Source organism: Streptomyces sp. GS7, from assembly GCF_009834125.1.
GTDB lineage: Bacteria > Actinomycetota > Actinomycetes > Streptomycetales > Streptomycetaceae > Streptomyces.
In genome coordinates, this window is record NZ_CP047146.1 from 6,079,952 (window position 1) to 6,105,490 (window position 25,539).

Annotated in this window: 20 protein-coding genes and 1 pseudogene; 9 read left to right on the forward strand and 12 right to left on the reverse strand. The window is 74.2% G+C overall.

Annotated elements, in window-relative coordinates; genetic code table 11:
* Nucleotides 1-29 precede the first annotated feature (29 nt).
* On the forward strand, nt 30-839 hold the full coding sequence (locus tag GR130_RS26485; RefSeq protein ID WP_268977979.1) for an amino acid permease: 810 nt from the start codon (nt 30-32) through the stop codon (nt 837-839).
* A 157-nt stretch (nt 840-996) separates the two neighbouring features.
* Here GR130_RS26485 and GR130_RS41655 read toward each other — a convergent pair whose 3' ends face one another.
* Both GR130_RS41655 and GR130_RS26495 read right to left on the reverse strand, forming a co-directional pair.
* Nucleotides 997-1,698 (reverse strand): LysM peptidoglycan-binding domain-containing protein, encoded by a 702-nt coding sequence (locus tag GR130_RS41655; RefSeq protein WP_159507038.1) that lies wholly within the window; start codon nt 1,696-1,698, stop codon nt 997-999.
* Nucleotides 1,699-2,359: 661 nt separating this feature from the next.
* Entirely contained in the window at nt 2,360-3,112 is a 753-nt protein-coding gene (locus GR130_RS26495; RefSeq protein WP_159510232.1) for a PaaX family transcriptional regulator C-terminal domain-containing protein, read from the reverse strand.
* A gap of 139 nt (nt 3,113-3,251) precedes the next feature.
* Between GR130_RS26495 and GR130_RS26500 the strand changes: the two genes are divergently transcribed.
* The 5 genes from GR130_RS26500 to GR130_RS26520 all read left to right on the forward strand — a co-directional run bounded on the left by GR130_RS26500 (nt 3,252) and on the right by GR130_RS26520 (nt 10,102).
* Nucleotides 3,252-4,901 (forward strand): acyl-CoA dehydrogenase family protein, encoded by a 1,650-nt coding sequence (locus tag GR130_RS26500; RefSeq protein WP_159507039.1) that lies wholly within the window; start codon nt 3,252-3,254, stop codon nt 4,899-4,901.
* Complete coding sequence (locus tag GR130_RS26505; RefSeq protein ID WP_159507040.1) at nt 4,901-5,668, forward strand: crotonase/enoyl-CoA hydratase family protein; 768 nt, start codon at nt 4,901-4,903, stop codon at nt 5,666-5,668. The genes GR130_RS26500 and GR130_RS26505 overlap by 1 nt, the downstream gene beginning before the upstream one ends.
* Nucleotides 5,665-6,207, forward strand: a complete 543-nt coding sequence (locus GR130_RS26510; RefSeq protein ID WP_159507041.1) for a DUF1990 family protein — start codon at nt 5,665-5,667, stop codon at nt 6,205-6,207. The genes GR130_RS26505 and GR130_RS26510 overlap by 4 nt, the downstream gene beginning before the upstream one ends.
* Nucleotides 6,208-6,321: 114 nt before the next feature.
* The gene (locus GR130_RS26515) at nt 6,322-8,469 is read left to right on the forward strand and encodes a SpoIIE family protein phosphatase (RefSeq protein ID WP_159507042.1); all 2,148 of its coding nucleotides are present in this window, start codon (nt 6,322-6,324) and stop codon (nt 8,467-8,469) included.
* Between the two features lie 124 nt (nt 8,470-8,593).
* Complete coding sequence (locus GR130_RS26520) at nt 8,594-10,102, forward strand: caspase family protein (protein ID WP_159507043.1); 1,509 nt, start codon at nt 8,594-8,596, stop codon at nt 10,100-10,102.
* 27 nt (nt 10,103-10,129) lie between these two features.
* Here GR130_RS26520 and GR130_RS26525 read toward each other — a convergent pair whose 3' ends face one another.
* From GR130_RS26525 to GR130_RS26545, 5 genes are all read right to left on the reverse strand, one after another.
* A complete protein-coding gene (locus tag GR130_RS26525) occupies nt 10,130-11,527 on the reverse strand; it encodes an NADP-dependent succinic semialdehyde dehydrogenase (protein ID WP_159507044.1) in 1,398 nt (465 codons plus the stop codon).
* 580 nt (nt 11,528-12,107) lie between these two features.
* The gene (locus GR130_RS26530; protein ID WP_236573511.1) at nt 12,108-13,406 is read right to left on the reverse strand and encodes an MFS transporter; all 1,299 of its coding nucleotides are present in this window, start codon (nt 13,404-13,406) and stop codon (nt 12,108-12,110) included.
* A gap of 79 nt (nt 13,407-13,485) precedes the next feature.
* Nucleotides 13,486-14,625, reverse strand: coding sequence for an amidohydrolase family protein (locus tag GR130_RS26535; protein ID WP_159510233.1), 1,140 nt, complete (start codon nt 14,623-14,625; stop codon nt 13,486-13,488).
* 5 nt (nt 14,626-14,630) lie between these two features.
* Nucleotides 14,631-16,007: a glutamine synthetase family protein gene (locus GR130_RS26540; protein WP_159507046.1), complete on the reverse strand. Its 1,377-nt coding sequence runs from the start codon at nt 16,005-16,007 to the stop codon at nt 14,631-14,633.
* A 78-nt stretch (nt 16,008-16,085) separates the two neighbouring features.
* Nucleotides 16,086-18,149 carry a SpoIIE family protein phosphatase gene (locus GR130_RS26545; protein WP_159507047.1) on the reverse strand — a complete coding sequence of 688 codons (2,064 nt, stop codon included), beginning with the start codon at nt 18,147-18,149 and terminating at the stop codon, nt 16,086-16,088.
* Between the two features lie 41 nt (nt 18,150-18,190).
* On the opposite strand from GR130_RS26545, the pseudogene GR130_RS26550 reads away from it, so the two are divergent.
* The 3 genes and pseudogenes from GR130_RS26550 to GR130_RS26560 all read left to right on the forward strand — a co-directional run.
* Nucleotides 18,191-18,584 (forward strand): annotated as a pseudogene (locus GR130_RS26550) (helix-turn-helix domain-containing protein); the annotation flags it as partial.
* A gap of 448 nt (nt 18,585-19,032) precedes the next feature.
* Nucleotides 19,033-19,362, forward strand: a complete 330-nt coding sequence (locus GR130_RS26555; RefSeq protein ID WP_159507048.1) for a DUF427 domain-containing protein — start codon at nt 19,033-19,035, stop codon at nt 19,360-19,362.
* 373 nt (nt 19,363-19,735) lie between these two features.
* Nucleotides 19,736-20,350, forward strand: coding sequence for a DUF309 domain-containing protein (locus tag GR130_RS26560; protein ID WP_443043778.1), 615 nt, complete (start codon nt 19,736-19,738; stop codon nt 20,348-20,350).
* A gap of 50 nt (nt 20,351-20,400) precedes the next feature.
* Here the strand turns inward: GR130_RS26560 and GR130_RS26565 are convergent, their stop codons facing one another.
* From GR130_RS26565 to GR130_RS26585, 5 genes are all read right to left on the reverse strand, one after another.
* On the reverse strand, nt 20,401-21,366 hold the full coding sequence (locus GR130_RS26565) for a D-alanyl-D-alanine carboxypeptidase family protein (RefSeq protein WP_159507049.1): 966 nt from the start codon (nt 21,364-21,366) through the stop codon (nt 20,401-20,403).
* Between the two features lie 206 nt (nt 21,367-21,572).
* Nucleotides 21,573-22,805 carry a cytochrome P450 family protein gene (locus GR130_RS26570; protein ID WP_159507050.1) on the reverse strand — a complete coding sequence of 411 codons (1,233 nt, stop codon included), beginning with the start codon at nt 22,803-22,805 and terminating at the stop codon, nt 21,573-21,575.
* A gap of 161 nt (nt 22,806-22,966) precedes the next feature.
* Nucleotides 22,967-24,196 (reverse strand): MAB_1171c family putative transporter, encoded by a 1,230-nt coding sequence (locus GR130_RS26575; RefSeq protein WP_159507051.1) that lies wholly within the window; start codon nt 24,194-24,196, stop codon nt 22,967-22,969.
* On the reverse strand, nt 24,189-24,761 hold the full coding sequence (locus GR130_RS26580; RefSeq protein ID WP_159510235.1) for a hypothetical protein: 573 nt from the start codon (nt 24,759-24,761) through the stop codon (nt 24,189-24,191). The genes GR130_RS26575 and GR130_RS26580 overlap by 8 nt, the downstream gene beginning before the upstream one ends.
* Before the next feature lie 61 nt (nt 24,762-24,822).
* Nucleotides 24,823-25,329: a helix-turn-helix domain-containing protein gene (locus tag GR130_RS26585; RefSeq protein WP_159507052.1), complete on the reverse strand. Its 507-nt coding sequence runs from the start codon at nt 25,327-25,329 to the stop codon at nt 24,823-24,825.
* Between the last annotated feature and the right edge of the window lie 210 nt (nt 25,330-25,539).

Consider the following 25,539-nt stretch of genomic DNA (forward strand, 5'->3'; position numbering starts at 1 on the left):
CGGGGGCGCACGGCGGCGGGCCGGCGCGGCTGACCGCGCACGGCGGCTTCGCGCCGCACGGCGTCGGGGCGGTGCTGGCCGCCGTCGTGCCGTGCGTGGGCTTCTTCACCGGGGCGGAGATCGTGACCGTCGCGGCGGCCGAATCGGTGGAGCCGGAGCGGGCGGTGGCGGAGGCGATCCGCTCGATCGTGCTGCGCGTGGTGGCGTTCTACGTGCTGTCGGTCTTCCTGGTGGTCGCGGTGGTGCCCTGGACGTCGCAGGCGGTCGCGGTCAGTGCGTACGCGGCGGTGCTGGACCGGCTGGCGGTGCCCGCGGCCGGCACGGTGATGAACGCGATCGTGCTGATCGCGGTCCTCTCCTGCCTGAATTCCGCGCTCTACACCTCCTCCCGGATGCTGTTCGCGCTGACCGGCAACGGGGACGCGCCGCGCGGATTCACCAGGCTGAGTGCGAGCGGGGTGCCGCGCCGGGCGCTGCCGGCCGGGACCTCGGTCGGGTATCTGTCGGTGATCACGGCCTGGTTTTCGCCCGATGTGGTCTTCCGGTTCCTCATCAACTCCTATGGCGCCATGGCCTTGTTCGTGTATCTGGCGATCGCCGTCGCGCAGGTCCGGATGCGGCGCCGGCTGGAGCGCGACGCACCGGAGCGGCTGACCCTGAAGATGTGGCTGTTCCCGTGGCTGAGCTGGGTGACCATCGCGCTGATGGCGGCGGTGATCGGGGCGATGGCCTTTCCGCCGGACAGCCGCGCCCAGTTCGGGCTGAGCCTGCTGACGCCGGCCGTGGTGCTGGCCGGGTACGAGGCCCGGCGGCGGGTGCGGCAGGTGCGGCGGAGTTGAGGGCCCGCGTGCGGGCAGGCCGTCCGCGGCGCCACGGACGGCCTGCATTCCCCCATGCACACATTCCGGAAGTTCTCGGAATTCACTCCGCCGAATTCATTCGACCGATTACCCGAGGTCGAATTCACTCAGCTTCCGGTCGGCCGGCGGAGGAATTTCAGAGGTGCAGCCGGATGCCGGGGAAAATAAGGTTCGGGTCCCCACCGATCACCTGGCGGTTCTGTCGGTAGAGCTCCTGCCAGATCTTTCCGTGGCGGGTGGCGATACCGCACAGCGTATCGCCGTCATTGACGACGACGGAGCCGCTCGCGCCACTCACCGGCCGGTGCCGCTCGTTTTTGTAGGGCTTTTCCTGGTGCTGCGAACGGTGCATCCGATTGCGGTGCGGCTGGGCCTTTTCGCGCTTCGGCAGGGTGTGCGGGGCGCTGCTGCGGGCGAGGCCGGCGAGCCCCAGCGAGGCCGAGCAGGCCGGCCAGGCGCCCCAGCCCTGCCGGGCCAGCACCCGCTCGGCGACCTGGATCTGCTGCTCCCTGGTCGCCCGCGAGGCCCGGTTCGCGTAGGCCCCGCCGCCGTAGGAGTGCCAGGTCGCGTGGGTGAACTGGAGGCCGCCGGAGAACCCGTTCCCGGTCTCGATGCCCCAGTTGCCGCCGCTCTCGCACCGGGCCAGGCGGTCCCAGTGCGTGCCGCTGACGGCCTCGGCCGGCTCCTCGGCAGTCAGGTTGAGGGCGCCGGCCGCCAGCAGGACGGCGGCTGCGGTGACGCCCCGGACCCCGCGGCCGCGCAGCATTTCACCGCGTTCGCCCGCTTCCCTTGCCCGGTTTTCCGATACCTGCGATTCCGATACCTGCGAAATTTCCATGTGCCTGCTCCCGTCGCGTGTTCCGTACCTACCGACATTTCCCTCGCGGAGATATTCCAGTGATTTCCGCGAGTTTGGCGAGTTCTGGGTTTTCGACTGATGTTGCGTTTTCTTCGCGGCGTCGTGAATTTGCCGAGTAAGAGACAACCACGGCCGGAGTTCGCATGGGCAGAGCGCGCGGGTGCGCCTTCAGCGGCCGGCCTGCCCCCTCACCGCCGGAAGGGGTACGGATTCCTCCGCATGGCGCATGGACCCGACGGGTAGGGGCGCACCCCTCGCGCTCCAGAGGCCGGAAACCTGAAGAATTCACACACCCGTTCGGCCTGGAGCGATCGCGCCGAGCGCGTCCGCCGGCCTCGGTGCATATGCGCGGCGGGGGCTGCACACACCGCGCACGGACCGCCGGGCCGGTGCAACCGCCCATGTTTGCTCAGGAGTTGGCAGGCCCTGCCCGGGACGGCGGGCCGCCGGACGGCGCAAACCTGCCCGGCGCACCCGAGGGCCGACGGCCGCCCGGCCCCGCGCGCCCCCGCCCGCGCCATCACGCTCCGCGTCGCTGCGCGTCACCGCGCCGCCCGTGCGCCCCTCGGCCGTGCCGACCCGCCGCACGAAGGGGGCGGCGACCGCCGTGCCAAGGGGGTGGCACGTGCGCCGGGCAAGCTCACCCCTCGCCGTCGGGCGCCAGGTATTGCCGCAGCAGCTCCCGCAGTTCGGCCTCGAACGCGTCGTAGCGCGACCGGAGCGCGGACCCCGGCCACCCCTCGGGCAACAGGGGTTGCGGGAGAAGGGGGTCGGCGAGCAGATGCCGGAGCACCGCGGCCGAGACGGTGAAGCGTTCGGCGGGGGTGCCGGCCCGGTCCAGCGCCGCGAGCAGCGCCCGCGCCCGCGCCGCCCAGCCGTCCAGGTCCCACAGCCCGCGGGCCAGAGTGGCGGGATCGCCGTCCGGGGCGCCGGTGAACCAGGTGCACTGCGCGGTGACGACGGCCGGGCGGGGCCGGTCGAGGTTGGCGGGGCGCAGCCAGCTGCCGGCCCGCAGCTCGGCCAGCCGCAGCGCCGCCATGGCCTGGCGCAGCGCGGTGCGGTCGGCGGCCGGCCGGCGCTCCGAGGTGGTGACCACGGCGATCTCCCACTCCCCGTGCCAGGGCCGGGTGCGCGGCGACCGGCTCTCGTCCTGCCGGGCCTGGCGTGCCAGCAGCCGGGCGGTGAGCCCGTACGAACCCGCCCGCTGCTGGAGGTCGCCGGCCGCGACCATCCGCGAGAGCGCCACCCGGACCGTGCCCTCCGCGATGCCGAAGAGTTCCCCGACCCGTACCAGGGCGCGCGCCGGGAGCCGGGGCGGATGGTGTCCGAGAAGGGTGCTCAGCACGATGGAACGGGCCGTCAGCGGGCGCAGCGCGAGGGGGTCGTCGTTCATAGGTGCCGCGAAGTCTAGGGCCTGCCCGATGGGCAGGCCCTGGCCGGCGGTACGGGCGGTGCCCCGGTATGCCACCGGCCGCAGGCTCGACGGCCTTACATACTTCCCGCGGCTGTATGAAATCTGTAACGTCAGTGCCATGACCGTCACCCATGACGTAACGAATCAGGCCCCGCCGCTCGTGGATTTCAGTACGGCGGACGAGCCGGCCCTCCTGGAGGCGCTGCGCCGGGAGGGCGCCGGCTGGGGCGAGCGCGAGGTGGCCGAGCTGGGCGCGCTGGCCGGTTCGGCCGCTGTGCAGGAGCAGGCGCGCTGGGCGGAGGAGCAGCCGCCCCGGCTGCACACCCACGACCGGTACGGGCACCGGGTCGACGAGGTCGAGTTCCATCCGGCCTGGCACCAGTTGATGACCGCGGCCGTGGCGAACGGTCTGCACGCCGCGCCCTGGGCCGACGACCGCCCCGGGGCGCATCTGGTGCGCGCGGCCAAGTTCTATGTGTGGTCGCAGGCCGAGCCGGGCCACGGCTGCCCGATCTCGATGACCTACGCCGCGGTCCCGGCGCTGCGCGCAGCTCCCGAACTCGCCGCCGGGTACGAGCCGTTGCTCGCCTCCCGGACGTACGACTTCGGGCTGCGGGCGCCGCTGACCAAGCGGGGGCTGATCGCCGGGATGTCGATGACGGAGAAGCAGGGCGGCTCCGACGTACGGACCAACACCACCCGTGCGGTGCCGGCCGGCGACGGCAGCCACCGGATCAGCGGCCACAAGTGGTTCACCTCGGCCCCGATGAGCGATGTGTTCCTCGCCCTGGCGCAGACGGAGGAAGGGCTCACCTGCTTCCTGCTGCCGCGGGTCCTGCCGGACGGCACCCGCAACGGCATGCGGCTGATGCGGCTCAAGGACAAGCTGGGCAACCGCTCCAACGCCTCGTCGGAGATCGAGTACGAGGATGCGGTCGCCTGGCCGGTGGGCGAGCCGGGCCGCGGGGTGCGGACCATCGTCGAGATGGTGAACATGACGCGGCTGGACTGCGTGCTCGGTTCGGCGGCCGGGATGCGGGCGGGGCTGCGGCAGGCACTGCACCACACCGCCCACCGCCGGGCGTTCGGACGGGAGTTGGACCGGCAGCCGCTGATGCGCGCGGTGCTCGCCGATCTCGCGGTCGAGTCGGAGGCGGCGACGCTGCTGGCGATGCGGCTGGCCGCCGCGGTGGACCGGTCGCAGGCCGGCGACGGGCAGGAGGCGGCGCTGCGCCGGCTGGCGCTGGCGGCCGGGAAGTACTGGGTGTGCAAACGCGGCAGTACGCATGCCGCGGAGGCGCTGGAGTGCCTGGGCGGCAACGGGTACGTCGAGGAGTCCGGCATGCCGCGGCTGTACCGGGAGGCGCCGCTGCTGTCGATCTGGGAGGGCTCGGGGAACGTCGCCGCGCTCGACGTGCTGCGCGCGCTGGGCCGGGAACCCGCCGCGCTGGACGCGTACTTCGCGGAGGTGGACGTGGCGGCGGGCGCCGACCGGCGGCTGGACGCGGCGGCGGCCGGGCTGCGCACGATGGTCGGCGGGCTCGCCGATCCGGAGCGGGCGCAGCTGATGGCGCGTTCGCTGGCGGAGCGGATGGCGCTGGTCCTCCAGGGGGCGCTGCTGGTGCGGCACAGCCATCCGGCGGTCGCGGACGCGTTCTGCGCCTCGCGGCTGGGCGGCGAGTGGGGCCATGCGTTCGGCACGCTGCCGGCCGGCGTCGATCTGGCGGCGGTTCTGGGGCGGGCCCGGACCGGCGGGGACGGCGCCTGATGTCCGTACGGGTGGAGCGCGCGGGGCCGGTGACGACGGTGGTGCTGTCCCGGCCCGCGTCCCGCAACGCGGTGGACGGCACGACGGCGCGGCAACTCGCCGACGCCTTCCGCGCGTTCGAGGCCGATGACGGTGCGAGCGTGGCGGTGCTGTGGGGCGAGGGCGGGACGTTCTGCTCGGGGGCCGACCTCAAGGCGGTCGGCACCGGGCGCGGCAACCGCGTGGCGCCGGACGGCGACGGTCCGATGGGGCCGACCCGGATGCGGCTGAGCAAGCCGGTGATAGCGGCGGTCGCCGGGCACGCGGTGGCCGGCGGACTGGAGCTGGCGCTCTGGTGCGATCTGCGAGTGGCGGAGGAGGACGCGGTCTTCGGGGTGTTCTGCCGCCGGTGGGGGGTGCCGCTGATCGACGGCGGCACGGTGCGGCTGCCCCGGCTGATCGGCGCGAGCCGGGCGATGGACCTGGTGCTGACGGGGCGCGCGGTACCGGCCGTGGAGGCGCTGGACATCGGGCTGGTGCACCGGCTGGTCCCGGCCGGCGCGGCCCGTGCCGAGGCGGAGCGGCTGGCCGCGGAACTCGCCCGCCTCCCCCAGGCGTGCCTGCGCAGTGACCGGGCGTCCCTGCTGGACCAGGAGGGGCAGCCCGAGCGGGACGCCATGGCGGCCGAACTGCACTACGGCCGGGCCGTGTTGGCGGACGGCCTCAAGGGCGCGGCGCGGTTCGCCGCGGGGGCCGGACGGCACGGTGAGGCGGACGGCGGGCGATGAGCACGGACGACCTCGGCCCCGCCGATCTCACGTACCCGGAGCACGGCGGCACCCGGCGCGCTCCGCTGCCCGCCGGCTACCACCATCTGCGGGTGGCACTGCCGCTCGGGCACGGCCGGGCGGTGTTCGACGCGGCCGGTGCGGCGGTCACCGCCTTCCGGATGCACCGGGCCGCGGGCACCCGCGTCAGGGCCGGCGCGCCGCGGGCCGCTCCGGGTGTGCCGGTCGACGTCTCCGTGGGCATCGGGCCGCTGCGGGTGACCGGCCCCTGCCGGGTGGTGTGGGCGGTGGCCGACGCGGACCGGGTCGGCTTTGCGTACGGGACCCGGGAGGGGCATCCGGAGTGCGGCGAGGAGGCGTTCGTCGTCGAGCTGCGGGCGGACGGCTCGGTGTGGTTCACGGTCACCGCCTTCAGCCGCCCGGCCCGGTGGTTCACCCGGCTCGCCGGGCCACTGGTCCCGGTGTTCCAGCACTGCTACGTCCGCCGACTCGGCCGCACCCTCCGCCGGTTGGCGCGCCGCCCGGCCGCCGCCCGCTGAGATCGGTACGTCCACGCCCGGGGCCCGTGTCGCGGGCCGCGGCACTGTGACGCCGTTACAGTGCGTGACCGGAGCGGGAGTGCGGGGCCCGGGGGCCCCGCCTAAGGTGTTCGCATGGCCCCGCGGCCCCCCGATCCCTCCACGGAGGGCTACGACCCCCGTGCCGACCGGAACCCGCCCCGGGTCGAGGAGGACGTGCCCGGGGTGTCCGACCACGAGCCCATCGCCCTGCGCGAGCGGCTGGCGCTCAACCGCATGGGCACCTTCGACTGGGACCTGGACACCGGGTTCATGGATCTGGACGCCGGGGCGATGGAGGTCTTCGACCTGCGGCCGGGCGAGTACGACGGCGGACCGATGTCCCTGATCTCCCGGGTGCCGCCCGAGGAGGGCACCCGGCTGGACGCGGCGCTCTCCCAGGCCCTCCAGGACGGCAACGCGTCGTACGGCGCGTACTTCCGTGTCCAGTGCCGCGACGGGACCCGGCGCTGGACGCACTCCCAGGGGCGGATCCTGCGCAACAGGGACGGCGTGGCGTACCGCGTCATCGGCATCGTCCGGGAGGCGACCAGCGAGCTGGCCGACTCCGCGCTGCTGCGCTCGCTCCAGCGGGAGCGGCAGCGGCAGACGGTGATGGTGCAGCAGACCACGGCGGCGCTGGCCCGCGCGCTGTCCGTGGCGGACGTGACGCGGGTGCTGACCGGCCCCGGCGGCGCCCGGCGGTTCGGCGCCGACGGACTGGTCCTCGGCCTGGTCAGGAACGGGCGGTTCGAGGTCATCGCCGCCGCCGGGATGGCCGGCGACGTCCCCGACGACATGATGAACTCGCGGCTGGACGACACCCTTCCGCTGTCCGACGCGGTGCGCTCCCGCCGGCCCAGCTTCCTCGGCACCCGCGGCGAGCTGATCGCCCGCTATCCGCGGCTGCGCCCGTACGTCGACCTGCTGCCGACCGGCAGCGCCGCGTTCCTGCCACTGGTGGCCCAGGACACCGTGATCGGGGCGCTGGGGCTGTTCAACCACGAGCCGGCGGTGCAGTCGCCGGAGGCCCGGAACCTGGCGCTGGCACTGGCCGGCGTGGTGGCGCAGTCGGTGCAGCGGGCGACCCTCTTCGACCAGGAGCGGGAGTTCGCCACCGGGCTGCAGGCGGCGATGCTGCCGCGCCGGCTGCCGCCCATCGCGGGCGGCGAGGTCACCGTCCGCTACCACCCGGCGAGCGTCGGGCGCGACGTCGGCGGCGACTGGTACGACGTGATCGCCCTGCCGCAGGGGCGGGTCGGGCTGGTGGTCGGCGACGTCCAGGGCCACGACACGCACGCGGCCGCGGTGATGGGCCAACTGCGCATCGCGCTGCGCGCCTACGCCAGCGAGGGGCACGCACCGGAGACGGTGCTGGTGCGCGCCTCCCGCTTCCTGGGCGAGCTGGAGACCGAGCGCTTCGCGACCTGCACCTACGTCCAGGCGGACCTGGAATCGGGGGCGCTGCACATCGCCCGCGCCGGCCACCTCGGCCCGCTGATCTGCAACAGCTCCCGGCACATCGCCTGGCCCGAGATCCGCGGCGGGCTGCCGCTGGGGCTGGCCACCGGCTTCGGGCAGGACCACTTCCCGGAGACCCAGCTGTTCCTGGAGCCCGGCTCGACGCTGCTGCTGTGCACCGACGGCCTGGTCGAGCAGCCCGGCCGGGACATCTCGGACGGCATCGACGCGCTCTCCGCCGCGGTCCGCGCCGGACCCGGCGAACTGGAGGCGCTGGCCGACCAGCTCTCCGCCCACCTGTGGGCCGAGCCCGGCTCGGACGACGACATGGCCCTCCTGCTGCTGCGCCGGCACGCCGTCCCCGGGGAGGCCGCGACGCCCCGGCTGCGGCTCCATGTCCACCAGGCCGATCCGGCGGGTACCGCGGAGGTCCGCTCGGCGCTGCGCCGCACGCTCGACCAGTGGCGCGCGGGCGCGCTGACCCACAGCGTGGAGGTCGCCGCCTCCGAGCTGATCGCCAACGCCCTCACCCACACCGAGAGCGGCGCCCTGGTCTCCGTGGAGCTGCTGCCCGGCACCCCGCCCCGCATCCGGCTGGAGGTCGAGGACCGCTCCAGCCAGTGGCCCCGGCGGCGCAGGCCCGGCGAGACCGCGACCTCCGGGCGCGGGCTGCTGCTGGTCGAGGCGCTGGCGGACCGGTGGGGCGCCGAGCCGCGCGGGTCCGGCAAGGCGCTGTGGTGCGAGTTCGCCCTACCGGACGACCCGGCCCGGGCCGGGGACTGAACTGCCGCACTGCGCAAGGCTGTTGCGTGACGGAGGAGCAGCCGGGACCGAGCCGCCGGAATCACGCGAACTGCCGCGTCCGCCGTGCCAGGATGGCGGCGACGTCTGCCATGGGGAGGGCATGATGCGGGGGACGAGTGCCGGGCGATGGTTTCCGGGCAAGGGCGCCGGCCGCGCCGTACTGATCGGGACCAGCCGCTTCACCAGTGCCGATCTGCCCGGCATCCCCTCGGTCGCGGCCAACCTCCAGGCGCTGTGGGCCGCGCTCACCCACCCCGGCCGGGGTCTGCTGGCTCCGGAGCACTGCCGGGTGGTGGCGGACCCGACCGACGCGTCGGCCGTCGGGGCGGCGCTGGCCTGGGCGGTGCGCGAGGCGGACGACCTGCTGCTGGTCTACTACGCGGGCCATGGCGTGCTGGACGACGGCGGGCTGCTGCACCTCGGCCTGGTCCATACCGACCTCGACCAGGTCGGCTTCTCCGCCGTGCCGATCGATCTGGTCAAACGCCATGTGGGCGAGGCCCGGGCGAAGGCCCGGGTGCTGCTCGTCGACTGCTGCTTCTCGGGCAGAGCGGTCTCCGCGATGGCCGAGCCGACCAACCTGGCCGTCGGCCAGCTCGACCTGACGGGAACCTACACCCTCACGTCCACCACGAGAACTGCCCCCGCGCACGCGCCCGTCGGGGAGGCGTACACGGCCTTCACCGGTGCGCTGCTGGGCGCCCTGGCGGCACCCGACCCGCTCACCCTGGACGAGATCCACGAGCGGGTCGACCGCGAGCTGCACGGCCGGGGGCTGCCCCGGCCGCAGCGCCGGTCGGCGGGCGCGGCCGGCACGCTGGCGCTCGTGCGGGGCCCGTCGGAGGTGGCCGGCGCGGCACAGACGGTCCGGCCGCCGGGGAGGGTTCCGCCGCCTCCGTCGGCGCCGCCGCCCCCGCAGACACCTCCACCGCCGCCGTACGCACCGGGCTCCCCCGCGGCTCCGTCCCGGCCGCCGGGCCGCCGCCGGCCGCTGCTGATCGCCGCGGCGACAGGCGGCGCGCTGGCGGTCCTGCTGACGTCGTCGCTGGTCAGAGGGGCCCTCGGTGGCGACACGGGTGGCAGCGGCGATACCGCCACCGGCACTCCTCAGGGCGGCGGCACACCGTCCGCCGCCGCCCGGGCCGGCGCCGCGAAGGTGGTGTTCCGCAACCACCACCTGACCTGGCGGGCGGCGAGCTGCCTGGGCCAGGTGTCCCAGGCCCTGGACCTGGACACACCCTCCGTCACCCCCGGGCTGCTGGACGGTTCCCAGGACACCGAGCTGGACTACGTCGGCTGCCAGCACGGGATGAGCGGCGCCCAGGCCGTCATCACCGTCGGCGGCGGCTACGGCAGCCCGGTCAGGGCGGGCACCGCCGACGCCGGGACCGACACCGGCGAGGCGTGCCGGGCGGCGGCCGAGGGCAACCCGCTGGGTGCCAACACCAACGCCGGGAAGATCGCCCCCGGCACGGTCTGGTGCGTGGTGACCACGAAGAACCAGGTGGCGAAGATGACCTTCGACAAGGTGGACAGCACGGACACCAGCAGCAACGCCACGGCGGACAACCCGACGTTCGAGCTGTCCGTCACCGTGTGGGCCGCGCCCTGACCAGGCCCCGAGCGGCAGGCGCCCGGCTCAGTCCTCCGGCCCGTACCACAGCGTCGTGATGTTGCAGAACTCGCGGATGCCGTGCCCGGAGAGTTCCCGTCCGTAGCCGGAGCGCTTGGCGCCGCCGAAGGGGAGGCCGGGGTGGGAGGCGGTCATGCCGTTGAAGAAGACCCCGCCGGCCTGGATGTCCCGTGCCAGCCGGGCCTGTTCGCCGGCGTCGCGGGTCCAGGCGTTGGAACCGAGCCCGAACGGCGTGTCGTTGGCGAGGGCGATCGCCTCGTCCAGGTCGGCGACGCGGTAGAGCGTGGCGACCGGCCCGAACGCCTCCTCGCGGTGGATCCGCATGCTCGGGGTGACGCCGGTGAGCACGGTCGGCTCGTAGAACCATCCGGCGCGGTGCTCCGGTGGCCGCCGGCCGCCGCAGAGCGCGCGGGCGCCCTGGTGGACCGCGTCGTCGACGAGTTCCTCCAGGTCGGAGCGGCCCTGCTCGCTGGCGAGCGGCCCGATGTCGGTGTGCTCGTCCATCGGGTCGCCGACGGTCAGCGCCGCCATGCGCGCGGTGAACCGCTCGCAGAAGGCGTCGTGGACGTCCTGGTGCACGATGAACCGCTTGGCCGCGATGCACGACTGCCCGTTGTTCTGGACGCGGGCGGTCACCGCGACCCGGGCGGCCTTGTCGAGGTCGGCGGAGGGGAGGACGAGATACGGGTCGCTGCCGCCCAGTTCGAGGACGGTCTTCTTGACCTCGTCGCCGGCGATGGCGGCGACCGAGCGCCCGGCGGGCTCGCTGCCGGTCAGCGTGGCGGCGGCGATCCGCGGGTCGCGGAGGATCTCCTCGATGGCGGCGGCGCCGACCAGGAGGGTCTGGAAGCAGCCCTCGGGGTAGCCCGCGCGGCGGAAGAGTTCCTCCAGGTAGAGGGCGGTCTGCGGGACGTTCGAGGCGTGCTTGAGCAGCCCCGTGTTGCCGGCCATGAGGGCGGGGGCGGCGAACCGTACGACCTGCCAGAGCGGGAAGTTCCAGGGCATGACGGCAAGGACGGTGCCGATCGGGCGGTAGCGGACCACGGCGCGGATCGCACCGGAGTCGCTGACGTCGGCGGGGTCGGGGTGCTCGTCGGCGAGCAACTCCTCTGCGTGGTCGGCGTACCAGCGCATCGCCTTGACGCATTTCGCGGCCTCGGCGCGGGCCTGGACCAGGGGTTTGCCCATCTCGGTGGTCATCGTGCGGGCGATGCCGTCCCGGTCGGCCTCCAGCAGATCGGCGGCGCTGTGCAGGAGTTCGGCGCGGCGGGCGAAGGTCGTGGTGCGGTGCTCCTGGAACGCCAGGTCCGCACGGACCAGGTGGTCTTCGATCTCGCCGGCGTTGAGCGCGTCGAAGGTCTTGAGGGTCTCACCGGTGGCCGGGTTGACGGTGGCGATCGCCATGATCGGCACCTCCTTGGCGGTGCGGGAGTGGTGCGCGGCGGAAGGGGCGTGTCGGGAGCGGGCGCGCGGCGCGGCGGCCGTCCCCGGTGCGCGTACGGACGCGGAGGGCCGGGGCGCCCCTAGGTGAGCGGTGACGGGGCCGGGGACGGCTCCGGGACCGGGTCCGGGTCGGGCCCGGGGGGCCGCGGTACCGGCGAGGGCTCCGGTGGGATGGGTTCAGGCGGCGCGGGCGGGGTCGGCGGTCCGGGGAGCGGCTCCGGGACCGGGCTCGGCGGGGGCTCCGGGACAGGGCTCGGCGGGGGCTCCGGGACAGGGCCGGGCGGGGGGCCTCCGGGGTCCGGGGGAATCGGCGGGGGCTGGGGTTCGCGGATGCGCGCGCGGTCGCTGCGCGGTAGCGGTTGCCGCTGCACTGCGGGCCTCCGGGTTGAGACGGCTGGTGGCGTATGAGCCCCCGTACCCGAGTCTCGCCCGTTCACGGCCCGGGCGCACGACGGGCTGCCGCGGGTGGGACCGCCGGCGGGCGGCACGGCGGCCGGAGCGCCGGCCGGCCCGGCACCGGCACCGGGGCCGCGGCCGGCCGTCAGGGCTGCGGGTCCCGGGCGTCGTACCGGGCGAACGCCCGCCGCCCGAGCCCGAGTCCGGCCACCACGAGGATGCAGGCCAGTCCGCCGCCGATCACGGCCGTGGCGGGCGAGGTCAGAGAGGACACGGACCCGGCGAGGAAGTCGCCCAGTCGCGGGCCGCCCGCGACCACCACGATGAACACGCCCTGGAGACGGCCGCGCATCCGGTCCGGGGTGGCGGCCTGGAGCATGGTGCTGCGGAACACCATCGACACGGTGTCCGAGCAGCCCGCGACGGCCAGGAAGAGCAGGCCCAGCCACAGGTGCCGGGACAGGCCGAAGGCGGCGATGGCGGCGCCCCAGGCGGCGACCGCGATCAGGATGGCCAGGCCGTGCCGGCGGACGCCGCCCAGCCAGCCGGAGAACAGCCCTCCCAGGACGGCGCCCACCGCGGGCGCGGCGACCAGCAGGCCGACGGTCTTGGCGTCCCCCGCGAACCAGAGGACCGCGATCGCGGGGAACAGCGCGCGCGGCTGGGCCAGCACCATCGCCGCCATGTCGGAGAAGAACGTCATCCGCAGGTTCGGCCGGGTGGCGAGGAAGCGCAGCCCGTCCAGGACGGAGGCGCGGCGCCGCGGTCCGTCGCCGCGGTCGGGCCGCATCGCGGGCAGCCGCCACATCGCGTACAGCGAGCCGCCGAACGCCACCACGTCGACCAGGTACGCGGCCTGGTAGCCCCACAGGCCGACGATGACGCCGCCCAGCATCGGCCCGCCCATCAGGCCGAGGTTGGTGGTCAGCGACTGGAGGGCGTTGGCGGCCGGCAGCTGCTCCTTGGGAAGCAGGCGGGGGATCATCGAGGAGCGGGCCGGCGAGTTCAGCGCGAAGCAGACGGCCTGGAGGGCGACGACGGAGTAGAGCAGCCATACGCGGTGGTAGCCGGCCAGCGCGGCGGCGGCCAGGACGACGGACATCGTGGTGGCGCCGGCGGCGCTGCACAGGCCCAGCTTGCGGCGATCGACGGTGTCGGCGACGGCGCCGCCGTAGAGCCCGAAGACGACCAGCGGGACCAGCGAGCACAGGCCCACCAGGCCGACCGAGAAGGTGGACCGGGTGATGGCGTAGACCTGGAGGGAGACCGCGAGCGCGGTCATCTGCTGCCCCATCCAGGAGACGGTGTTGCCGCACCACAGGCGGCGGTAGTCGGGGGAGGCGCGCAGCGGGGTCAGATCGGCGAATATCCGTGCGCGCAGGGGTATTTCACCGGGCCCGTCCTTCTCGGAGGGCGTCGCGTCAGAAGTCGTTGTAGGTGGCACGCGGCAGTAAACCACGCGGTACGGACGCGATGGAACAGGCGCAGGGCGGTAGCACCCCTTACCGGCCGGGTGCCCGCCGCTACCGGCCGCCGGGCTCGGCCAGCCCGTACACCCGCTGCGCGTTCTCCGCCGCGACCATCGCGCCGACCCGCCGGGCGTCCTGTGCCGACCAGGCCCCGGACTCCGTCCAGGCGCCCAGGACGGAGCCCAGGGCGGTCCGGAACAGTGCGCTGCCGACGAGATACAGCTCCGGCAGGCCGTGCGCGTCGGTCGAGAACAGCAGCTTGCCGAACGGTGCCAGCTCCAGGAACTCGGCAAGCACCGCCGGGGCCCGCGGACCGACGTGGGTGAGCGCCAGCCCGACGTCGGCGTAGACGTGCGGGAAGACGCCGGCCAGGTAGGCGGCCTGCCGGTGGTACGGGTAGCAGTGCAGCAGCACCAGGTCGGTGCCGGTGTCGGCGGTGGCCCGGATCAGGCCGGTGAGCAGCGTCGGGTCGGCCTGGTCGAGCCGCAGGTCCGGGTCGCCGAAGCCGGTGTGGACCTGGAGCGGGCGGCCGGTGGCCACGGCCAGCCAGATGAGGTGGCGCAGGAGTACGGGGTCGCTGAGCCGGGTCGCGCCGGCGGCGAGCCAGGCGCCGGCCGCCGCCCTTGTCTCGGCGGGGCCGGGCGGCCGGGGATCCAGCGCGAGACCGTGCCGGTAGGCGGCCACCGACTTGAACCCGACGGCGGTCCGCGCCGCCTCCCGGACGCCCCGGCCGAGGCCGTCCAGGAACTCCTCGGTGCCGCTCGCCGCGCCCGCGATCCGCTCCGCCAGCGACTCCAGCCGGACCACCTCGAAGCCGGTGCCGCCGCCCGCCTGTGCGGTCTCGGCCGGGCCGGTGAGATCGCCCGGCAGCCCGGTGTCCACCAGGTAGGTGCCGATCCCGGCGGCGGACAGCAGCCGGCGGCGGGTCTCCGCCGGGCCCAGCTCGCGGCGGCGGGCCAGATAGTCGCCGGGCGGGCAGTGCACGGGCAGGTCCAGCGCCGGCGGGCACCAGCGGCGGACCGCGAACCCGGCCTGGGTGTCGAAGAAGCTGGTGCCCGCCGCGGGCGGCCGTTCCGCCTGGCTGAGGAACGCGGCGAACGTCCCCGGGTCCGGCTCGTGCCGCAGCACGCCGTGGCAGTGGTGGTCCACCAGCGGCGGCAGCTCGTCGGGGGTACCGGGCTCCGGGGCGTCCACGGCCGTCACCAGCGCCACCGGGTGGCGGCGGCGATCGCCTCGGGGGCGCTGTCCGCGAAGTGCGCCTCCTCGGCCCGGCGGACCGCGAGCACCGCGCCGTGCAGCACCTCGCCGAGCGCCTCGTGGAGCGGTGCCGACTTCTCCAGCCGGTCGGCGGCCTCGGTGAGGGTGGCGGGGAGCCGGACGATGCCGCGCCGGGCGCGCTCGCGGACGCCGAGGACGCCCGGATCGCCGGACTGCGGGTCGGGCAGCTGGGCGGCGGTCTCGATGCCGTGCAGCCCGGCGGCGATCACCGCGCCGACCGCGAGGTAGGGGTTGGCGGCGGCGTCGAAGGTCTTGACCTCGGCGTGGCCGCCGTCCGGGTCGCCGGGCGCGCCGGTGATCAGGCGGAGCGCGGCCTCGCGGTTCTCCACGCCCCAGCACTGGTAGATCCCGGCCCAGTGGGAGGGCAGCAGCCGCAGGTAGCTGGCGGGCGAGGGGCAGCCGATGGCGAGGAGGGCGGGCAGCGCGTCCAGTACGCCGCCGAGGAAGGACACCGTGTCGGGCGCCAGGCCCCATGCGGCGTCCGGTGCGCGGTGCAGGCTCGTGCCGTCGCGGTAGAGGCTCAGGTGCAGATGGCAGCCGTTGCCGACCTCGCCGGCGACGACGGCGGGGGCGAAGGTGGCGCGCAGGCCGTGCCGGGCGGAGACGGCGCGGACGGTCTCGCGGACCAGCACGGTGTCGTCGGCGGCCCGCACCGGATCGCCGGGCGCGGTGGTGATCTCGAACTGACCGGGCGCGTACTCGGGGTGGAGCTGGAGGACGTCGACGCCCTGGAGGGTCAGCGCCTCGGTGACGTCGCGGAGGTAGTCGGAGAGCTCGACGACCCGGGTCATGCCGTACGCCGGGCCCAGGCACGGGTATGCGAGGGCGTCGGGGTCGTCCGTGGCCCGGGTGACCACCCACTCGGTCTCGAAGCCCATCCGCAGGTCGAGGCCGGCGGCGGTGGCCCGTTCGGCCATCCTGCGGGCGAACAGCCGCTGGCAGGCGGGGTGCGGCTGCCCGAGCTGGTCGTAGCGGTCGGCCGGTGCCCAGGCCCAACCGGGCTGCGCGGCCAGGGAGGTGAGGCGGTCCAGGTCGGGGAAGAGCCGCAGATCGCCGTCGGGCCCGCCGAGATGTGCGGATTCGGTGATGGCGTCGTCGGAGGTGAAGACGTCGAAGATCGGCGACATCCCCACGCCCCGCTCCACGGCGTCGGTGAGCCGTTGCGCCGGAACGGTCTTGACGCGCGTGATGCCCGCGTTGTCCACCGAGGTCAGCACGACGTTCCGGACGCCTTCCGCCTCCAGCCGCGCCGCCGACTGACGGGCGGTCTCGCGCTGTTCCGCAGCCCGCGATCCCATAGAGCAGTCCTCACTTGGCCGTGCCGATTCCTCGGCGCCCGTTCCCGCTGTGCGCCGGTCGGGCCAGGGCCTTCCCGGTCAGGAGCAGTTGAACTCGCACCATACGCACTTTCCGCCGCCGCGCGGCTCCACTCCCCACACATCCGCCAGCCGGTCGACGAGCAGCAGTCCGCGGCCGGAGACCCCGGCCTCGCCCGGTTCCCGGCGCCGCGGCAGGCTGCTGGACCGGTCCTCGACCTCCACCCGCAGCCGCCGCTCGACACCGTGCGGCATCCGGATGTTCACCACGGCCTCGCCGTCGGTGTGCAGCAGTGCGTTGGTGATCAGCTCGTCGGCGACCAGCTCGATCTCCTCAGAGCGCTCCCGGGCGCCCCAGGCGCGTACCGCCGCACGGATCATGTGCCGGGCGGCGGAGAGCCCTTCGGGGTCGGCGGGGGCGATGTGCTGCCGGAAGCGGCCCACGGTGTCGTGCTCCGGCACGCCGAGCCGGCGCAGCAGGAGCAGCGCCATGTCGTCCTCGCCGGTCCGGCCGTCCGCCGACTCGCAGAGCCGGTCGGCGAGTTGCTGGACGTCCTGGGGGCCCTCCCGGATGTCCCTGGCCAGGTGCCGCATCCCGATGTCGAGGTCGGTGCCCGGCTCCTCGACCAGGCCGTCCGTGCACAGCACCAGGGTGTCCCCCGGCGCGAGATGGACGGTGGTCACCGGGTAGTCGAGCAGCCGGAACTCCGACGAGATCCCGAGCGGCAGCCCGCCGGCCACCGGCAGTCGGCGGCAGATGCCCTCCGCGTGCCGCACCAGCGGATCGATGTGGCCGGCCCGTACGAAGCGGGCCGCGCCGGTGCTCAGGTCCGCGTCGACGTACGTGCACGTGGCGAAGCGGTCGGTGTCGAGCTCGTTCAGGAACGCGGAGGCGCGGGCCACCACGGTGGCGGGCGCGTGCCCTTCGGCGGCGTACGCGCGCAGCACGATCCGCAGCTGCCCCATGAGCGCCGCGGCCTGGGTGTCGTGCCCCTGGACGTCGCCGACGACCGCGGCGACCCGGCCGTCCGGCAGCGGGATCACGTCGTACCAGTCGCCGCCGATGTCCCGGCCCATCCGGGCGGAGCGGTAGCGGACGGCGATCTGCGCCTCCGCGACGCCGGGGATCCGGCGCGGCAGCATCGCCTGCTGGAGGCCCGCGGCGATCTCGTGCTCCTGGTCGTAGAGCATCGCGCGGGCCAGGCTCTGCGCGATGCTGCTGCCCAGCGCGACCAGCACATTGCGCTCCTGGTCGCGGAACTCGCTCTCGCGCTCGAAGAACAGCCCGATGGCGCCGATCGGGCGCCCCTGGGCGATCAGCGGCAGATACGCGGCGGAGCCGATCTTCAGCGGCTCGATGGCCGGCCACAGCCTCGGATAGCCGTACCGGAACTCGTCCCGGGTCTTCACGAAGCGCGGGGTGAGCGACCGCACGACCTCGCTCATCGGGAACGCGTCGCCGATCCGCGTGAACTCCAGATCCGGTACGAAGCTCCCGGCCCTGCCCTCGGAGACCAGCCGGATGCGCCCCGCCTCGACCAGTCCGAGGATCACGTTCTCCGCCCCCAGCCGGCTCAGCCCCTGCTCGTCGGCGAGTACCGCGATCACCTCGCCCACCGTTCTGGCGTGGGCCAGGGCGGCGGTGGTGCGCTCGACCAGGCTGGTGTGCCGGCGGCGCTCCTCGGTGATCGCGATCCGCTCGGCCGCCTGGGTGTATTCGTCGCTGGCGTCCCGCACCACCCCGATGACCCGGCGCGGCCGGCCGGACTCGTCGCGGCGGATGCTGCCCTGGGCGTGCGTCCAGCGCAGTGCGCCGTCCCGCATCCGGACCCGGAAGTAGGCGCCGAAGGAGTGGCTGCCGTCCTTGAGCGCACGGGTCACCAGGGCGTCCAGCCGGGCCGCCTCATGGCTCGGTACACGGCAGCTGAGGGTTTCCGGACGGTCGTCGTACTCCTCCGGAAGCAGGTCGAAAACCTCCAGGGCGGGCGGATCCAGGTGCATCAGCCCGCTGTCGAGGTCCCAGTCGAAGCCGCCCATCCCGTTGAGGGCCAGGGTCAGGTCCGGGTGGGCGGGCCAGTCGTCCGGCACCGACACGGTGGGCCTCTTCGCTCCCCGGTCAGCCATGCCGTCACTTTGCCACATTCACCCGTATTGCGGCTTGTCCAGGCGGCCGACCGCTCCAGATCGCCCGCGCGACCGTCCTGCTGATCGCCGAGCACGGCTTGCGCGGCGTACGGGTCGCCGACCTCGCCGCCGCCTGCGGCACCGGCCAGGCCGCCGTGCCCCACCACTTCCCCGGCGCGACGAGCTGCTGGAGGCGGCCCTGCGCCGGTGCAAGGACGCCGGCGCAAGGACGAGGACGCCGAGCAGCGCGCGGCCGGGCTCGCCGCGGCCCCGGACGCCCACGCCGAGCCGCTGGGTCTGATCACGCCGCGGCCCCCGCGCACCGAGCGGCGGCGCCGGCAGTGGCCGGTCCGGCTCGACCTGTGGGCGCAGGCCGCCCGCGGCACCGCCGTGGGGCGGCCGCACGGGCACTACCACCGGCAGTGGCGCGCCACCGCCCCGCCGACCCGGTGACGCGCAGCTGGGCGCCGGTGGCCTCCGGGTGCTCCAGGTCGGAGAGGGCCGCGCGCAGCGCCGCCACATCGAGGTGCGGGAGAGACGACGAAGGCGGTGAAGGTGAGCGGGGTGAGAGGGATGAGCGGGGTCGCGGCGGCGCTGCGGTCGCGGCGCGCGCGGGGCCGATGCCCGCCACCACCGCCGCGCCGGCCGGCGCCGCCCCCACAACTGCCCCCCTACGGGACAAGGGCGAGGACAGGCGAGCGGAAGAGGCAGCGGCGGCGGACGAGGGAGTGGAAGGAGACGAAGAGCCGGACGACGTCATGGCGTTGGTCATGGCAAACACGGTGCCGGTTCTCCGCCACGCTGCCCTCAGGGATCTCCCTGAACCGCCCCGGATGCGACCCTGAGACCGCACGCGTCCCACAGGCGAACGGAGATCAGGGTTATGTCCACTCAGGGCCACCGCATCGAGATCGAGCAGGGCACCGAGCGCGTCCGGGTCGAGCTCGGCGGGCAGTTGCTCGCCGACAGCCGCCGTCCGCTGCTGCTCCGCGAAACCGGCTACCCGGTGCGGTACTACCTGCCGCCGGAGGATGTCCGCACCGATCTGCTGACTCCGTCTCAGACCCACACCGTCTGCCCGTTCAAGGGCACCGCCTCCTACTGGTCGCTCGCCGACGGCCCCGAGGACGTCGCCTGGGCCTACCCCGAACCGCACGCCGCGGTCGCGCAGATCAAGGACCATCTCTGCTTCTATGACGTGCGGTTGGGCTAGCGGCTGTCCAGTGGGGCGGGGCCGGGCCCGCGATACTCCCCCGGCTACCGCCGGGAGGTGTCTCCCGGCACCGCGCCTCGCCCCGGGCAGCAGACCCTCGGGGAAAGCCTCCCGCCAGCGAGCGCGGGTCCCCTGACGCAGACATGGCCGACTTCCCGGACCTTCCGATCTCTTCCGGGCTCTTCCGGGGTCTTCCGGGCTCCTCCGGGCTCTGCTGGCATCTGCCGGGACGGCCCGCGGTTAGGGCGTCCACCGCCCGACGGCGCACAATCGAAGGGTGAGCGACCCGGAGGAAACCCGACGCCCGCCCCGTCACGACGAGGGCGGCGACCCCGCCTGCTGGCTGGACCAGGTCTGCGACGCCTGCGGCCGGATCCGCGAACGGCCCGGCAGCACCGTCTGCGACCACTGCGGAGCAGAGCAGGACGCGGAGCAGGACGCAGCGACCGGCACGGACACCGGAGCCGCCGCCGAGCCCCGGCCCGCCGCCCCCGGTCGCCACCGGGACCGCGACGAACAGGGCCGGGCTCGCAACGCCCGCCCGCGCGACGGGCTCGGCCGCCCCCTCCCGTACGGGTCCGAGGGCGTCGCACGGCAGCCCGAGGGGGTGGCGCGTACGCCGGAGGCGTCGCTGTCCGAAGCCCAGCGGCTGCTGGACGCCGGGATGCCGTTCCACGCCCACGAGGTCCTGGAGGACGCCTGGAAGGCGGCCCCGGAGGCCGAGCGTGAGCTGTGGCGCGGACTGGCCCAGCTCGCCGTCGGACTCACGCATGCGGCCCGCGGCAACGCCACCGGCGGTACCGCGCTGCTGGTCCGCGGCGCGGCGGGCATCGCCCCGTACGCGGCCACGGCCCCGTACGGGATCGACGTCGGCGGGCTGACGGCCTGGGTGCGGGAGCTGACGGACCGCCTCGGCGACGCTCCGTCCGGCCGCGCGGGCGGTCCGGTACCGGCGGCCGGGACGGCACCCAGGCTGCGCAGGCCCTGAGGACGGGTCGTGTCCCCCAGGGCCTGTCCCATGGAGAGGGAGGTCGGAGGCTAGGAGCGGTTGACCGGATCGGCCTCGTCCGCGCCGTCGAAGCCCCAGTCGAGCAGCGCCCCGGCCTCCTTGTACACGCCGTTGACCTCGCCGGACTGCGGGTTGAGGACGGTGGCGATCAGGGTGTGGCCGTTGCGCCGGGCGGCGGCGATCAGCGTGTTGCCGGCCTTGCTGGTGTAGCCGTTCTTGACGCCGATGATGCCCGGGTAGCGGGACAGGCCGTGCGAGCCGACCAGCATCCGGTTGGTGTTCTCGATCTCGGTGGTGGCGCCGCCGGCGGCCGGGAACCTGGCGTGGGCGGTGGAGCAGTAGCGGGCGAAGTCGGCGTTGGCGAGCCCCGCGCGGGCGAAGACCGTCAGGTCGTACGCCGAGGACACCTGGCCGGGCTCGTCGTAGCCGTCCGGCGATTTGACCGTGGTGTCGTGGGCGCCCAGCTTCCGGGCGGTCTGCTGCATCTCGCGGGCGGTGGCCGACCAGCCGCCGTTCATCGAGGCGAGCACATGCACCGCGTCGTTGCCGGAGCGCAGGAAGACTCCGTGCCACAGGTCGGAGACCCTGTAGCGCCCGCCCTGGCGGACGCCGACGACGCTGCTGCCGGCGCCGAGGCCGGCGAGGTCTTCGGAGCCGACCTGGCGGACCCGGCCGGCGGAGAACTTCGGCAGGACGGTGACCGCGAAAAGGGTCTTGAGGGTGCTGGCCGGGGCGAGTTGGCGATGCGGATTCCTGGCCGCCAGCACGCGCCCGGTATCCGCGTCGGCGACCGTCCAGGCCAGGGCGCTCAGGCCGCTGGGCAACCGCCGCCGCCGTGCGGGCGCCGCGGCCCGCGCCGCGGCGGCCAGGGCGGGGTGGCGGCCGGTCGATCGGTTGGGGTGGGCATGGGCCGGTATGGACGTCAGGGTCATCACGGCGACGGCGGTGAGCGCCATCGCACCGGCCTTCTTGGACACACACGCGTCAGATGCCATGTCGTCACGCTATGGAGAGCGCGCGGGAGTCGCAGCACAGATGCGCCAGACGGGCCATGCGGTCCGTGATCCGCGCGGCGCACCGGATCCGTGCGCAGCTGCAAAGGACCCGCCCGGTGCGACGGGGGATGCACACCGGGCGGGTCACAGCACTTTTCTACCGCATGGCTGAACGGTTACGCATCAAAAACGTGTTCGTTTACGGATTACCAGGCCACGGGCAGCGAAATCAGGCCACGTGCCCGAAGTGCCCGACGGTGCCGCAACTCCCCCCGAGGAACGTCCAGCCGCAGCCCCGGGAAGCGATTGATGAGCGCCCCGAGCGCGATCTCCGCCTCCATACGAGCCAGCGACGCACCCAGGCAGTAGTGGATGCCGTGGCCCAGCGCGAGGTGCCCGGAGAGCTCCCGGCCCCGGTCCAGCCTGTCCGGATCGGGGAACCGGGCCGGGTCGCGGTTCGCGGACGCGATCGACAGCAGCACCGCCTCGCCCGCCGGGATCCGTACGCCGCCGATGTCCAGGTCCTCGACGGGGAAGCGGCGGATCGCCAGCGGAGACGGTCCGTCGAAGCGAAGGAACTCCTCCACGGCCGCCGGGAGTTCGGCTGGATTTCGGCGCAACTGGGCGAGCTGCACGGGGTGATCGAGCAGCGTGAGGACGGCGTTGCCGATGAGCTGGACGGTGTTCTCGTAGCCGGCGAAGAGGATGAGGAAGGCGAGCGAGGTCAGTTCGTCCTCGGTGAGCCGGTCGCCGGCCGCGCCGGCGGCAGCGTCCTCCGGCTCGTCGCGCACCGCGATCAGGTCGGAGAGCAGGTCGTCGCCGGGCTCGGCGCGCTTGGCCGCGATCAGCCCGGTGTAGAACTCCTGCATCGCACCGATCGCCTCCTTCATCGCCTGCGGCCGGCCGGGGTCCGGGGTGATGAGGGCGTCCGACCAGGCCAGGAAGTCGCGCCGGTCGTCCTGCGGGATGCCGAGCAGCTCGCAGATGACGGTGATCGGCAGCGGGCCCGCGTAGTCCGCGACGAGTTCCGCGCGGCCGTTCCCCTCCATGGCGTCCAGCAGTGCGTCGGCGACCCGCTGCACGGGGGCGCGCAGTGCCCGGACGCGCCCCGGGGTGAACGCCTTGGACACCAGGCGGCGGATCCGGGTGTGGTCCGGCGGGTCCATGTTCATCAGGTTGGCGTCCAGGGCGGGCGGCAGGTCGAAACCGCGGTAACTGCCGGGCGCGGCATGGCGCTTGTCGAGGGAGAGCCGGGGGTCGGCCAGCGCGCGGCGGACGTCGTCGTAGCGGGTGACCAGCCAGGCGGGCCGCCCGTCGGCGCCGGTGATCCGGTGCACCGGGCCGGCTTCGCGCAGCGCGGCGTAACCGGCGTGCGGATCGTCGAGGAGGGGCGTCACGTCGATGGGGGCGTCGGGGCCGGTCTCGGCGGTGTTCTGCATGGTTCCCGACTCTATGGCCTGGCCGATGGTTCGGGGTCGGGCAGGATCCGGATCAGGGCGTTGAACCCCCGCCGGCGGCACCGGCGTACGGGCCGGTGCCGCCGCGCTGCATGGGCGGCCCGGACCCCCGTACCGGGCCACCCCGTCTGTGCGACCGCGCATCAGGTGCGCGGCCGGGCGCTGCGCTCCCGCAGCTCGGTCAGCACGGTCTCGATCAGCGGCGAGCGGTAGACGTCCGCGACCAGCGCCAAGTGCTCGTATTCGGCGGCGAGTCGGGCGCCCTCCCGGCCGGTGGGGACGGCGTCGACCACGACGCTGTCGGCACCGTGGGCGGGGACATGGCCCACCGCTCGGTTCTCCAGGCCGCGCCGCAGCGCCGCCGCCTCGGCGACCGCGGCCAGCTGCCGGTCGTCCAGCGCGACCGCGCGGGCCCGTTCGAGGACGATGTCGACCGCGTCGGACTCCACATGGCGGCGGATCCCGCGCTGTACGTCGCGGATCTCGGCCATCTGCCGGTTGGCCCGCCACTCCAGGTCGGCGAACGGCCAGCGGCCCGACCACCGCGAGCCGTCCATGGTGACCTCGGGGCTCTGCGCGGTGACGGTCCGCCAGAGCGGGGAGAGGCGGCGCAGCCGGCGCCAGGCGGCGACGCGCGGGCCGGCCGCCGGCAGCGAGAATCCGGCCAGGACCAGGATCGCGGCGACGGAGGCGCTCAGCGGGGCGACGCCGTTGGAGAGCCAGAGCGCCGGATGCCCGCACCAGGACAGGACGAAGCCGATGACCTTGCAGGCGCAGTAGACCAGGCCGAGCCAGCAGCCGGCGCCCAGCACCCGCAGCCCGCGCGCCAGCCACGATCCGCCGAGCCGGGCGGCGTATCGCGGGCAGAGCGTCCCCAGGCCCGCCAGGCTCGATCCCAGGATGGCCAGATACAGCACCAGGAAGAGCATCACACCGGGTGCGCCGGTGTAGGCGGTGCTGAAGTCGCGGGGGTGCTCGACGGCGTCCGGCCGGCCGGCCGCGAAGCCGGTGACGGCCACCGCCCAGAGCGCGGCCACCACCCCGACCGCCACCCGTGCCCTGACCCGCGCACGGGCCCGCGCCGCCTCGGCGTCCCCCGTCGTCCAGCGCAGCAGCAGCACCAGCGCACCGGCCGCGAAGACCACGACGGAGGAGTAGAGGAAGACCATGGCGAGGTTGGCCACCCCGAGCAGCCGGTCGAATCCCCGGTAGAGGCTGGGCGCGGAGAAGAGGAAGACGGTCGCCACTCCACCGGTCATCACACAGGCGAGCCCCAGGTCCGTGTTGCTGCGGTCCCGGAACCAGGCGACGGACTTGTACGCCACGAGCGCCCAGGCGGCGGCTCCGAAGCAGAGGTAGACGACGTCAAACACCGGTACCTCCCGCCTGCCCGGCGTCCTCCTGCTGGCGCCGGATGTGCTGGAGCGCGGGCCCGAGCGCCGCCGCCACCTCGGCGGCCGGCCCCTCCAGGGGGACCTCCCGCTCCACCTCCGACGGCACCACCCGCTCCATCAGGAGCGTGCCGAGCACCTCCGTCTCCCGCTCGGCGAGGCTGTCATAGCCGTGGTGCCGGGCGAAGCCCATGGTCAGGCCCATCCGCCGCATGGCGGTGGCGACGTCGACGGACGGTGTCCAGATCCGCAGCGCCTCTTCGGTGACGGCCGGGTCCTGGGCGTGCCCGAGCAGCAGGTGGCTGAGTTCGTGCAGCACGATATGGGTCTGGTGCCAGGGGGAGGTCTTGAGTTCGTAGAAGACCCAGTAGCCGTCGTCCGTGGTGGCGGTCATCCCCGAGACCACCCCGCCCAGGCTCATCGGCACCAGGTGGACCGGCCGCTCCACCCGTGCCGCGACGATGTCGCAGACCCCCCGCAGATCGGTCGAGGCGGGCAGCTCCAGTTCCTTGATGAGCTGCTTGCACCGCCTGCGTATCCGCCCCACTCGCATGCTCGTCCCGTCCTCGTCTGCGGCCCGCCGCCAGGTAGTGAAGATGCGGTCGTGCTCAGCGGTCCGTATCGGGCCGTTCGCCACGTCGATCACCACCCTGCTCCGGCGGTTCGGCCGGCAGGTTCATCTGCCGGCGGAACTGGGAGATGATCGTCGTCAGGCTGTCCTGCACCTCTGGCGGCAGCCCGACCGAGCGCAGGGCGATGGCCCGCACCCGCTGGTCCCGCATGGCGGCCAGGAACCGGACCTCCTCCTCCACCCGAGCGGCCTGCGGCTGAGAGAGGTCACCCAGCAGATACCCGACCGGCACGGCGAAGAACTTGGCCAGCGCGCGCAGGAGTTCGGGGCTCGGGTTCGTCCGCCGTCCGTTGCGCAGCATCGACAGATACTGCTCGGTGACCTTGACCCCGCCGTACTCCGCCGCCCCGCCGCTGATCTCGTCGGCCACGAAGGCGTTGGTGTACGGCGCGCCGGGCGGGTGCATGTGCGCGAAGAGGTGGTTGAGCCGTTCCGCGAGCAGGCCCCCCGTCCCCTTGGACCGGCCGTCGCCCCCCACTGCCATGCCACCGTCCCATCGATCGAGCCCAACGAACAGTTAAGGCCGCGGAAACCGTGCTCTCCATCCTGTCATGCCCGGAACGCGCCGCACCAGTCCATATGCGGACAGTGAGGGCGGCTGGACTTAACCACGAGTTGAGTGACCGGGCAACGGCCGCGCGCCGGGACAGCCCTGGCAAGAGGGACGGAAGGGGTGCGCGGGACGGCGGGGACG